Here is a 12,033-nt window from a genome sequence, read left to right on the forward strand (position 1 = left end):
GGTTTCCGGCTGGCGGCCAACCACGTTGTCAGGCAGCTTCGTCCGATGGAAAGGCATCGGCCTCGCCACCTTCCTAGTGGATTGTCTCGCCATCCGTGAAACAGAACTGGTGCAATATGGTCGAACCTCACTCTCGTCATTCTGCTGCCTCTTTGGTTTCGCTGTTTTCGCTCTCGCGGCGTTCATGCTCTCCGCGCATGCGGCGCACGAGGTCAAGCTCTGCCTGGAAGTCGACATAGTGCGGCAGTTTCAGATGCTCGACGAAGCCGGTGGACTGCACATTGTCACTGTGGGAAATGACGAACTCTTCGTCCTGCGCTGCAGCCGTGATGTCCTCGCCGAGTTCCCTCGCCCGCAATGCGCGGTCACACAGCGCCATCGACATGGATTTGCGCTCACTCTGGCCGAATACGAGGCCATAGCCGCGGGTAAACTGCGGGGGCTGTTTGGATGAGCCCTTGAATTGATTGATCATCTGGCACTCGGTGACGCGAATGCGGCCCAGCGTCAGAGGAAAATCAAGCTCGGCAACTTCCAGTTCGATTTCGACTTCGCCGATACGGATTTCGCCAGCAAAAGGGTGGCTGCGCCCGTAGCCTCGTTGTGTCGAATAGGCGAGACCGAGAAGGAACCCTTCATCACCCCGAGCCAGCGCCTGTAGACGCAAATCGCGCTCCAGTGGAAACGACAACGGCTCACGTGTGAGATCCCCTGTCTCGACGCCCTCGGGCATATCGCCATCGGCTTCAATCATACCGTCATGGCCGAGAATATCGGTGACACGCGGCGTATGCTCGCGCACTTCAACACGACGTTCGGGCGTTTCGACGATCCCATCTTCGGCGAGTTCGGGATCGAGCAGACGATGCGTATAGTCGAATGTCGGACCGAGTAACTGTCCGCCTGGCAAATCCTTGAAAGTTGCAGATATGCGTCGTTCGATCGCCATCTGCGAGGTCTCCACCGGCCTGGTATAGCCAAAGCGCGGCAATGTGGTGCGATAAGCGCGAACCAGAAAGATCGCTTCGATCATATCGCCCCGCGCCTGCTTTACTGCCAGTGCCGCGAGCTCGGTGTCGTAGAGCGACCCTTCAGCCATGACTCGGTCGACTGCCAATGCAAGCTGTTCGACGATCTGGTCAAGGCCGATCGCCGGCAGCGAACGATCGCCTCGGCGGCGGTCGCCAAGCAGTTTATGCGCATTGCGAATGGCGGCTTCACCGCCTTTGACAGCAACATACATAACTCACGCCTCCTTTTTTGAAATGCGCGTCGTGCGCGGCAATGCAGCGAGTGCGCCTTTACCAGCGAAGACAAGGTCGATACCGCGCGGAAAGGCGCCGCGATTGGCGGCCCATTGATCAACGAACATTTTTGGCAACTGGCTTGGCGCAAAGCCTTGCGTGTCCTTGATGCCTGGGCCGCTTAGCGTCAGTTCTTCTGGCCCGTTAAAACCATCGATCTGGAGAATAATTGTTGTCGAGCGATCCGGATATTCCGAGGTGCCTTTGGCAAAGGATTCTAATGATGGCATCGTCTCAAGGTCGCCGATCAACGCAAATTGTGCGCCCGATGGATTTGACGTCAGTTCAAGTCCGGTATGAAACTTCAGCCAGCCAATTGCCGCCGCTGAGCTGGTAATCGACTTGTCGCACCAGACCGTTGCGTCATGATCAAACAAAGTAGCCGCAACTGACGCTGCCACCGAGGAAATTGGCGACGGTGCAGCCGCCAGATTGCCGATCTCAATTACGAGGCCCGGGCTAGCCATAGCGTCCATCAGTGCCCGGAAGACCTCTTGCGAATTGAAAACAGTATCGCTGAAACCGCCTTCGTAAACCTGTGTAACTGCGCGCATCAATTATCACCTCGCACCATTGTGAAGAAGTCGACCTTTGTCGCAGCCGTTTCGGCACGTCTGTCTTCGAGATTGTCGTTGAGGCGCTGCGCAATGGGGGCGAGGATCGTGTCCTCAACCGTCTGGCGATAGGCAGGTTCCTGCCACAGCGCATCGAAGATCGCCGCGAGTCGGACTTTCTCGCTCGATCGTCCAAGGGCGTAAGCGTGACCCACAGCACCATTGCCGAGCCGCACTGTTGCACGTGTGACTGTTGCTTCGCCCAGATTAAAGGGAGCACCGCCACCACCGATGCGTCCCCGCATCATGACGAGGCCGGTTTCGGGCCCACGCAAGGTCTCGACCTGCGGCTTGTTCGCCCAATGCATCCAGAAATCCTTCATCTCCTGCACAGTTGCCTGTGCCAGCAAGGCCATGGCCGCCTTGCGCCCGAAATCAGCTTCGCCAGAAGTCGGAGTGGCGCTTGAATTTTCGTTGCCCATTGACACCTCGCTAAAATTTGTCTAATCATCTATACAACTAGACAATAACTGTGTTTATAGATCAGGTCAATGACAGGAGCATGACAGAACGTGACATCGGCACGATTCATCACACGCAACAGTGGCGTCGCAATCTGGCGCCAGATCGCAGATCAGATCAGGGGTGATATCTCGGCGGGAAAACTGGCAAATGGCGCGCGCATGCCGCCTGAGATCGAAATGGCAACGCGTTTTGCGGTCAATCGCCACACGATCCGCAGTGCTATAGCCGCGCTCACCAAGGAGGGCGTCTTGCGAGCCGAACAAGGACGCGGCACCTTTGTCGCCAACAACAAGAAGCTCACTTACCGCATCGGCGAGCGCACGCGCTTTTCGCAGATCCTTTCCACACAGGTGCGCGAAACCAAGGGCATATTGCTTGCCCACCGCCTTGAAGAGGCACCCGCCGACGTTGCCGAGGCGCTGGATATGCCGTCAGGGCATGTGATCAGGATTGACACGATGCACACCGCAGACGGCAATCCGGTTTCGTGCGCCACGGCATGGTTCGATGCGGCGCGCGTACCCAATGTGGCAGAAGACTATCGCTCATCCGGTTCAATAACATTTGCTCTTAAAGCCGCGGGAATAGACGACTATTTGCGCAAGTCGACACTTATTGCCGCGCGTCATGCCGAAGCGGAGGAGTTGCGCCATTTGAAACTCTCCCCCGGAGCTATTGTTCTCGTTGCAACGGCCATCAACGTAGATACCAAAGGCCATCCAATTCAATATTCGAAAACCCGCTTTGCCGCAGACCGCTTGGAAATTGCGATCGATAACAACAGCGCCGGATGACCTACCACATCGTTTTTGCGGCGCGCTCCGGCCATTCGCGATCATAGGTTTCTCCCCCTACCCGATCTTCGCTCAGCGCCGCCAGTATCTGCCCGGGAGTGGGGAAATCTTTTGCCGAGCGGTACCTTGCCGGATTCCACAATTCGGAGCGAATTAGTGCACGAGCGCACTGAAAATAGGCCTCTTCCACCTCCACGACGGTGACGGAACGCGGCGCTTTGCCATCAACGACGAAACAATCAAGCAGTGCTTGATCCGTATCGATAAATGCACGCCCGTTGACGCGAAACGTTGTCGTCAGTCCGGGAATGAGGAAGAGCAGAGCCACGCGCGGATCTCGAACTATATTTCGGAGCGAGTCAACGCGGTTGTTGCCGCGGCGATCTGGCATCATCAACGTCGATTCGTCGTGAATCCTCACAAAACCCGCGAGATCACCGCGTGGTGAACAATCGAGACCTTCAGGACCGCTTGTTGCGAGCGCCACAAAGGGCGAACCCTCGATCAACTTGCGGTATTCCGGCGTAATCCGAGCGGCAACTTTGGCTGTGGATGCTTCAGTTATGCCGCCGCCGTAGATGGCTTCGAGCTGTTCGATTGTCGTGATCCGCGACATTGAATTCTCCTTCAAGACGTGTTCGCCGACTAACACGGCATGACGAACTGATTATGACAGTTCGCTTTTTTATGAAATGACAACGGCAATGCACTTGTATATCAGTCGCTGCGACCGGAGCAGCGGAGGATTTTATGAGCGGATTTGCAGCCATTGGCGAGTGCATGATCGAATTGTCCGGCGCCAATGGCGATCAGTGGCGCATGGGTTTTGCGGGAGACACCCTCAACACTACCTGGTATGTTCGAGCCCTCACCGACACAGATTTTGCTGTCGATTATGTCACCGCCTTCGGCGACGATCCTTTCTCGGTGAAACAGCGCAAATTCCTCCGCGATAATGCTATCAATACCGCCCATAGCCCGACCATCGTTGGCGCTCGCCCCGGAATCTATGCCATCACGCTAACCGGTAGCGAGCGCTCATTTACCTATTGGCGCAACGATGCCGCAGCGCGCCATCTGGCCGATGATCCTGACGCCTTGGCGAAAAGCCTGGATGGTCGACAAGTCATCTACTTTTCCGGTATCACGATGGGTATTCTGAGCCCCAAAAGTCGCCAGAATGTCCTCAACGCCGTCAGCAATGCTCGCCGTCAAGGTTCGCTTGTCGTCTTCGATGCCAATTACCGCCCTCGCCTGTGGGAAAATGCCGACACCGCGCGGCAGGTTTTGAGCAACGCATTTCACGTCACCGATATCGCGTTACCAACATTTCCGGATGAGAACGCCCTGTTCGGTGATACAACGCCTGCCGATACCGCTATACGCATCACTGGTTATGGTGTGCGCGAGATCGTCGTCAAAGATGGCACGGAGCCGGCGTTGGTCATTGCCGGCGGAACAACTACTGAAGTGCCGGCTGTTCGCGCCAACGCTGTCGACACGACGGGCGCTGGCGACAGCTTCAACGGCGGATACATTGCTTCGCGCCTCGCGGGTCTCGATCCACTTGTCGCCGCGGTCAACGCGCACAAGGTGGCCGCACGCGTAGTCGAATTCCATGGTGCGCTGGCCCCTATGGAAGAAGCACGCAAGGCGTTCGAGGCCTAGGACTTCGTTTTCTTGAAGCTGTATTTGGTCATCTGGCTGTAGACTTCGTCAGGCCGCAAAATCGCTTGAGGAAAATACGGAAAGTGAGTGGAGTCGGGCCAGGTCTGCGCTTCGAAGCAAAGGCCTGCATAGTTGTCGTAAGTCTTGCCGGTCAGCCCGATGGGCGGTTTTCCGCCTAGTGTGTTGGCCGCGTAGAATTGCACGCCAGGCTCGGTTGTGGAAACATTCATCTCGACGCCGGAATCGGCACCTTTTACCGAAGCGACAAGGCACAATGGGCGGCGCTCGCTGGCAAGGCAGAAATTATTGTCATAAACGACCTGCTTGCCGTCCACTTCGCGCCGGACGACCCGATATTCTCGGAAATCGTGCGTCGTCCTGGCCACGGGTATGACGCGGCCGTCGGGCAGGAGATCACTGTCCGTCGGCAGGTAGGCTTGCGCATCGATCCTGACCTGATGATCGAGCGCCTCGGTTGCGCCTCCGTCATCAAGATTGAAATAGCTGTGATGCGCAAGATTGCAGATCGTCGGCTTGTCCGTGACCGCATCCATTCGGATCACAAGAGTTCCCTTGGGCTCCAGCATATAAGTACACGTGATTGTCAGATTTCCAGGAAAACCCATCTCGCCGTCACCAAGCTGGACCGTCAATGTGACGTAATCCGGACCAATAGCGACAACATCCCAGCTGCGTTTGCCAGCACCGCGGCTCCCGCCATGGATATTATGCCTGCCATGAAAGTTTTTTTCGAGCTCGTAAGTCTTCCCGTCGATCACAAGCTCACCGTCACGAATACGGTTGATACAACGGCCAATCGTTGCACCGAGGTAGGGAGAGTATGCGGGATAATCGGCAAAGTCGCGATACCCAAGGACAAGCGGATGCTCATGCCCCTTGAGGCGCAAGTCTTGGATAACTGCACCCCACGTCAATACATCGGCGGTTAATCCACCACCCGAAATTGTAATGCGGTGAACTGCCTCGCCGTCCGGCGTGTGGCCGAAAACTTCCGTATTCATTTTTTCTACAACCCCAAGCCGCCAACGCAGACATATTTCGTGTCGAGATAATCTTCGATACCCTGGTGTCCGCCTTCCTTGCCGAGGCCGGATTCCTTCAAACCGCCGAATGGGGCTTCCACCGTGGTAATCATGCCCTCGTTGACGCCAATCAGACCGTATTTCAGCCCTTCCGACACGCGGAACACCCGCCCAAGATCCTGTGTGTAGAAGTAACTGGCGAGACCAAATTGCGTATCGTTCGCGAGGTCGACTGCTTCCTGCTCGGTTTGAAACTTGTAGATCGGCGCTACCGGTCCAAAGATTTCCTCCTTGGTGAAGAGCATTTCCGGCGTAGCGTCCGCGATCACAGTGGGCTCGAAGAAACTGCCACCAAGCGCATGACGTTTTCCGCCTGTGATGATCTTGCCGCCCTTCTGCGTGGCATCTGCTATAAATTCCTCGACCTTGGCGACAGCCTTGTCATCGATCAAAGGCCCCTGCTGCGTCCCCTCTTCCAGACCATTTCCGATCTTGAGCTTCTGGGTAGCGGCGGCAAACTTCTCGACGAATGTGTCATAGATGCCGGCCTGTACCAAAAAACGGTTGGTGCAGACGCAAGTCTGACCCGAATTGCGGAACTTCGCGATGATCGCTCCGTCTACAGCCCGATCGACATCAGCGTCATCGAAAACGATGAACGGCGCGTTGCCGCCAAGCTCCATGGAGACTTTCTTGACCGTGTCCGCAGCTTGTTTGATCAGCATCTTGCCGATTTCCGTCGATCCTGTGAAGGTGATCTTGCGAACAAGCTCATTGCTCGTAATTTCTCCGCCAATTTCCGTCGCCGACCCCGTCAAAATGTTGACGACACCCTTTGGAATGCCAACCTGTTCACAAAGAGAGCCCCAGACCAGCCCTGAATAAGGCGTCTGCGTCGCAGGTTTGACCACCGCCGTACAACCGGACGCCAGCGCCGGGCCGATCTTGCGCGCGAGCATGGAGGAAGGGAAATTCCAGGGCGTTATTGCAGCAATGACCCCCACGGGCTCTTTAGTGACCAGAATTCTGCGATCGGCCCAAGGGGAAGGGACAACATCGCCATATGTACGGCGAGCTTCCTCTGCATACCAGAGAATGTAGGCGGCGGACATGCCGATCTCACCTTTGGATTCCGCAAGGGATTTACCCTGTTCCAGTGTCAGCAACTCAGCGAGGGCATCTTGATTATCCAAAATGGCATCGTGCAGCTTGCGCATCAGTTTCGAGCGTTCGAGAACGGATGTCTTGCGCCATGTCTTGAAGGCCCTTGCTGCGGCGTTGATGGCACGTTGTGTCTCAGCTTTGCCCGAATTTGGGACGGTACCGATCTTCAGGCCGGTAGCAGGGTTGATGACATCGATTGTCTTGCCCGAATCTGCCGCCACCCACTCACCGTCAATGAGGTTTGCCTGCTTCATGAACTGGCTGGATTTCTGCAACATCATGTCTCTCCCTGTGTTCGAAGGGTTATTGTTGTTCGTGAGTTCCGTGAAAAATAAACCCTGCACTGCACATGGCAATGTCTGCCTTGGTCAAGGCGATATAACTACCCTGCTCCTTTTTGGCAAAAGCTGCAACGGGGTTCCGTCAACCAAATATCCGCGTGGCGACGGAAACCCAAAACGTCAGTGTCAGCGCTGAAAGAGCAGTCGCCATCACCATGGAATTGGAGGCGAGGGCCTGGCCCGTGCCAAAGCGCGTGGCAATCAAATAAGAATTGACGCCAGCCGGGAGCGCGGCAGCAACCACGGCGATTTTCGCGGTGAATGGTGGCAGACCAATCAACCACGCGGCGCCAAGCACCACGGCAGGCATAAGGACAAGTTTGATAGCAGACATGAGCACCGCTGCTGCTATATTTCCAGAAATGCCGAACTTCTTCAGACCCATGCCCATGGCGAACAGCGCGACGGGTCCTGCCACTCCACTCAAGGTCTCGATCAACGCGTCGGCTGCGTCCGGCATTCGCAAACCCAGCAAGCGCCATAGCCAGCCGGCGAGGATGCCCAGCACAAACGGGTTGCGCAGTAGGCTATTGAAGAACGATCCGATCACTGCGACCCAATGACTCTCGCCCTTGAACACGCCGTCCCTCCTCATGGCCAACTCGTGCAGCGTAATCGAGGCGGCCATCATGACAGGCATATGGACGGCGACGATCAAAGACAGGATCGCAAAGCCATTCTGGCCGAAGACCCCGAGCATGAGCGGCATGCCAAGAAAAACGAGATTGGAAAATGCTCCAGAGACGCCGGCCACAACGCCGGCGCGGTTGTCTCGTCCAAAGAACAGTTTGATCGCCAGATCCGATGCCGCCCACGCGACTATCACACCGATAAAATAGGCGGTCCACAGCGACCAAGGAGCTGTGCCATGGAAATCAGCAGTCACCATTGTCCTGAACAGCAGCAAAGGTGCGGCGATTACGAAGACAAAATCGGATAGACCGTCACCCACTCGCTCATCCAGCAACTTGAAATGCGCTGCTGCATAGGCGATGGCAATCACACCAAAAACGACGATGATTGTTTGAATGAGACCCATCGCGTTCCGCAATAGGCCGGCAAATCCGGCGGTGCAAGACGTTCTGGTTGCATGGCTTTATTTTTCTTCAACAAATCCCCATCTCGACTGCTAAGGAGAATGATGTTGAAGCAATTCCGCCCTTGGGCAATTTCTATGTATGCGCTGTTCAGCCTGGTTTTTGTCGTATCGCACGCATATGCGACAGATGCTGCATGGGCGAGAGTACAGCGCGGCGGATACACAATTCTCATTCAAGGCGCCGATGCTTCCGGAACCTTGAGTCCAACCATTGACAGCTCGGCCGATTGTTCGGTCACGCAAACGCTCTCCGACCGCGGGCGCCAGCTGGCGCAAAAACTTGGAGCCCGTTTTGCCGCACGCGGAGTGCGAATCGACAAAGTTCTTACAAGTTCTACCTGCAATGCACGGGAAACCGCACGGCTGTCATTCGATTCAAGCTCCGCTGAAATCTTTAAGCCACTCGATCCACTGCCTGCGAACGAAGCTGCCAAACAAATCCAGATCGACCAAATTCGTGCGGCGGTCGTCGCATTCAAGGGCCTTGGCAACCTGGTAATGATGACTGATCGCGCCAATATCATCGCTCTCACCGGCGTTACGCCACGTCCGACAGAAGCGGTCGTTGTTTCCAAAGCCGAGGAAGGTGAAACCATCCATATCGCAGGAAGAATCATATTCGACTAATCACAGCGCAGCTTTGGTCTTTCCCTGAGGCATGAAAAACGCTAGATACCGGCTTCATTCTACATCAGTGCCCTTGCCTGAGGCACGATAAGCAAAGGAAAATCAATTGTCCGATACATTCGACAAGGTCGCCGACATCATTGCCGAAACCAGCGAGATCGATCGCGACTCCATTACGCCGGAGAGTCACACAATTGACGATCTGGGGATCGATAGCCTTGATTTCCTGGACATCGTTTTTGCGATCGACAAGGCCTTCGGTATCAAGATCCCGCTCGAACAGTGGACGCAGGAAGTCAATGACGGCAAGGTTCCGACCGAAGAATACTTCGTGTTGAAAAACCTGTGTGCCAAGATCGACGAACTCGTCGCTGCCAAGAAGGCCTGATTTCCCAGCTAACCGGGTACACCGTACAAACGGTGTTGCGAGACAATGCAGAACAACACCGTCGTCATTACTGGTATCGGACTGATTTCATCACTTGGCGAAGGCGTCGATGCCCATTGGAAGGCATTCAATGACGGGCTCGAACCCCGCATCGATAGCGAAACGTTCAAGCCTTATACTGTTCATCCGCTCGTCGAAGTCGACTGGAACAACCAGATACCGAAGCGCGGTGACCAGCGGCAGATGGAGACGTGGCAGCGTATAGGGACCTACACAGCTGGCCTCGCGCTGCAGGATGCAGGCATAAAAGACGACGAATCGCTCTGCGCCAGCATGGATATGGTAGTGGCGGCAGGCGGTGGGGAACGCGACGTCTCGGTAGACACGCAAATCCTTGCCGAAGCGCGTGTGCGCAATGATATCGGAACGATGCTAAACGAGAAGCTCACGACCGAGCTGCGCCCAACCTTGTTTCTGGCACAGCTTTCGAACCTGCTTGCTGGAAATATCTCCATCGTCCACAAAGTCACCGGTTCTTCACGTACATTCATGGGTGAGGAAGGCTCGGGTATCTCGGCGATCGATACAGCTGTAGCTCGTATTCGCTCCGGACAGAGTACACATGCGCTTGTTGGTGGTGCGTACAATTCCCAGCATCCAGACATGTTGTTGGGATACGAATTGAACGGGATGCTCAAGCGCGATGGTTGGGCGCCGCTTTGGCAAAGAGAAGACAGCGCGGGGGGCGGGATCGTTACCGGCTCTGGTGGAGCATTCCTGGTTCTGGAAAGTGCTGATCACGCCAAAAAACGCGGTGCACGCGTATATGCCGCCATCGATGGCGTCTACAGCGCGCAGATTCGCCGCCGCCGCGATGACTTAACGCAAACCGTAGCCAAGCTGATCGGCGCGGCCAGTTCAGACAAAGCTGCAGACCTGATCATTTCAGGCGCCAGCGGGGCTAAACACGTAACCGCGGTAGAGAAAGCGGCGCTCGATACATTCTCGAGTTCGGCGGTGCGCGGCGTCGCGGGCAAACTCGGCCATCTGCGCGAAGCACAATTCCCACTGGTTGTTGCTCTGGCTGCGCTAAGCGTTTTCAATGGATCTGCGTTCCCGCCTGTCGACGCGAAGAATGAGAGAGCCGGACCGTCCGACGTCAATACCGCGCTGGCGACGTCCATTGGCGGAACTCGCAGCGAAGGCGTTGCCCGCCTGGTCAAAGTTTAAGGGATATTTCCATGTCCAAATATACTGATCATCTCGGCCGCCCCCTTGTCGCCATAACCGGCCTAGGCGTTGTCTCATCCCTCGGGCAAGGTAAGGAAGAGAACTGGGCTGCGCTGACTTCCGGCACGTCCGGCATCCACACGATTACACGGTTCGCCCTAGACAATCTGCGAACGCAGATCGCCGGGACTGTCGATTTTCTTGAAGAAAGCACCAAGGGCGCTTCGACATTGTCGCAAAAGCTGGCGTCGCTTGCAGCGGAGGAAGCTGTAGCGCAGGCCGGTTTTCCAGTCGATGACTTCGGCGGCCCGCTTTTCCTGGCTGCTCCACCGGTCGAACTCGAATGGCGCAATCGCTTTGCCTTGGACGCATTGGTCAAGTCTGAAGGCGAGCCCGGATACGACCTGCTGCTCGCCGCATGCCGTCGAGGCCCGCAGGTCGACATGTTCAACACGGCGGAATTTGGCTATATCGCTGAGGTTCTGGCCGATAAGTTCGGCACGCGCGGTCTACCGATCACTTTGTCTACAGCCTGTGCTTCTGGCGCGACTGCCATTCAGCTGGGCGTGGAAGCCATCCGTCGCGGCGAAAGCGACAGGGTCCTGTCGATCGGTACCGATGGCTCGGTTTCCGCCGAAGCGCTGGTCCGATTTTCGCTGCTCTCTGCGCTATCCACCCATAACGAGCCAGCCCACAAGGCCGCAAAGCCCTTCTCGAAAGATCGGGATGGGTTTGTCATGGCAGAAGGCTCTGGCGCTATGGTGATGGAATCGCTCGAATCGGCCGTCGCACGAGGTGCAAATATTCTTGGCATCATGCGTGGTTGCGGCGAGAAGGCCGATGACTTCCATCGTACCCGTTCCAAGCCGGACGGTTCGCCGGCCATTGGTGCGGTTCGCGCGTCCCTTGAAGATGCAGGGATTGAGGAAGACGCAATCGACTATATCAATGCTCACGGAACGTCGACGCCAGAAAACGACAAGATGGAATATCTGGCGTTGTCGACCGTCTTTGGCGATCGCATTTCATCATTGCCGGTGTCATCAAACAAGTCGATGATCGGCCATACATTGACCGCTGCCGGTGCGATCGAAGCCGTATTCTCTGTATTGACTATTCAGACCGGTACCATCCCGCCAACGATCAACTATGACAATCCTGATCCGGCAATTGTCATGGATGTCGTCCCCAACGTTAAGCGCGAAGCAAGTGTCTCATCAGTGCTTTCCAGTTCATTCGGCTTCGGCGGACAAAATACGTGTCTTGTCATGACGGCAGAACCGAACTAATCCGTGG

At 55.9% G+C, this 12,033-nt stretch carries 13 protein-coding genes; 6 read left to right on the top strand and 7 right to left on the bottom strand.

Annotated elements, in window-relative coordinates; genetic code table 11:
* Positions 1-136: 136 nt before the first annotated feature.
* The 3 genes from LB462_RS12420 to phnG are packed head-to-tail and all read right to left on the bottom strand — an operon-like array spanning position 137 to position 2,340.
* On the bottom strand, positions 137-1,243 hold the full coding sequence (locus tag LB462_RS12420) for a carbon-phosphorus lyase complex subunit (protein ID WP_112528593.1): 1,107 nt from the start codon (positions 1,241-1,243) through the stop codon (positions 137-139).
* 3 nt (positions 1,244-1,246) lie between these two features.
* Entirely contained in the window at positions 1,247-1,858 is a 612-nt protein-coding gene (phnH, locus tag LB462_RS12425) for a phosphonate C-P lyase system protein PhnH (RefSeq protein WP_224508302.1), read from the bottom strand.
* Positions 1,858-2,340 (bottom strand): phosphonate C-P lyase system protein PhnG, encoded by a 483-nt coding sequence (gene phnG, locus LB462_RS12430; protein WP_224508304.1) that lies wholly within the window; start codon positions 2,338-2,340, stop codon positions 1,858-1,860. Before phnG ends, phnH begins: the two co-directional genes overlap by 1 nt.
* Before the next feature lie 90 nt (positions 2,341-2,430).
* Here phnG and phnF point away from each other — a divergent pair, with 90 nt between their 5' ends.
* On the top strand, positions 2,431-3,177 hold the full coding sequence (gene phnF, locus LB462_RS12435; RefSeq protein ID WP_224508306.1) for a phosphonate metabolism transcriptional regulator PhnF: 747 nt from the start codon (positions 2,431-2,433) through the stop codon (positions 3,175-3,177).
* Position 3,178: 1 nt separating this feature from the next.
* Here phnF and LB462_RS12440 read toward each other — a convergent pair whose 3' ends face one another.
* On the bottom strand, positions 3,179-3,793 hold the full coding sequence (locus LB462_RS12440; RefSeq protein WP_224508308.1) for a pyridoxamine 5'-phosphate oxidase family protein: 615 nt from the start codon (positions 3,791-3,793) through the stop codon (positions 3,179-3,181).
* A gap of 134 nt (positions 3,794-3,927) precedes the next feature.
* Here LB462_RS12440 and LB462_RS12445 point away from each other — a divergent pair, with 134 nt between their 5' ends.
* Complete coding sequence (locus LB462_RS12445; RefSeq protein WP_224508310.1) at positions 3,928-4,845, top strand: sugar kinase; 918 nt, start codon at positions 3,928-3,930, stop codon at positions 4,843-4,845.
* Here the strand turns inward: LB462_RS12445 and LB462_RS12450 are convergent.
* From LB462_RS12450 to LB462_RS12460, 3 genes are all read right to left on the bottom strand, one after another.
* Positions 4,842-5,867 carry an aldose epimerase family protein gene (locus LB462_RS12450; protein ID WP_224508312.1) on the bottom strand — a complete coding sequence of 342 codons (1,026 nt, stop codon included), beginning with the start codon at positions 5,865-5,867 and terminating at the stop codon, positions 4,842-4,844. The two genes, LB462_RS12445 and LB462_RS12450, sit on opposite strands and share 4 nt — an antisense overlap.
* Positions 5,868-5,872: 5 nt before the next feature.
* Positions 5,873-7,330: an NAD-dependent succinate-semialdehyde dehydrogenase gene (locus LB462_RS12455; protein WP_224508735.1), complete on the bottom strand. Its 1,458-nt coding sequence runs from the start codon at positions 7,328-7,330 to the stop codon at positions 5,873-5,875.
* A 145-nt stretch (positions 7,331-7,475) separates the two neighbouring features.
* Positions 7,476-8,432: an AEC family transporter gene (locus LB462_RS12460; protein ID WP_224508314.1), complete on the bottom strand. Its 957-nt coding sequence runs from the start codon at positions 8,430-8,432 to the stop codon at positions 7,476-7,478.
* Between the two features lie 99 nt (positions 8,433-8,531).
* Between LB462_RS12460 and LB462_RS12465 the strand changes: the two genes are divergently transcribed.
* From LB462_RS12465 to LB462_RS12480, 4 genes are all read left to right on the top strand, one after another.
* A complete protein-coding gene (locus tag LB462_RS12465; protein ID WP_224508316.1) occupies positions 8,532-9,119 on the top strand; it encodes a histidine phosphatase family protein in 588 nt (195 codons plus the stop codon).
* 106 nt (positions 9,120-9,225) lie between these two features.
* A complete protein-coding gene (locus LB462_RS12470; RefSeq protein ID WP_008123430.1) occupies positions 9,226-9,507 on the top strand; it encodes an acyl carrier protein in 282 nt (93 codons plus the stop codon).
* A 45-nt stretch (positions 9,508-9,552) separates the two neighbouring features.
* Complete coding sequence (locus tag LB462_RS12475; protein ID WP_224508317.1) at positions 9,553-10,737, top strand: beta-ketoacyl-ACP synthase; 1,185 nt, start codon at positions 9,553-9,555, stop codon at positions 10,735-10,737.
* Between the two features lie 11 nt (positions 10,738-10,748).
* Positions 10,749-12,026 (top strand): beta-ketoacyl-ACP synthase, encoded by a 1,278-nt coding sequence (locus tag LB462_RS12480; protein WP_224508319.1) that lies wholly within the window; start codon positions 10,749-10,751, stop codon positions 12,024-12,026.
* Positions 12,027-12,033: the final 7 nt, after the last annotated feature.

Source organism: Phyllobacterium chamaecytisi, from assembly GCF_020164455.1.
Lineage (GTDB): Bacteria > Pseudomonadota > Alphaproteobacteria > Rhizobiales > Rhizobiaceae > Phyllobacterium > Phyllobacterium chamaecytisi.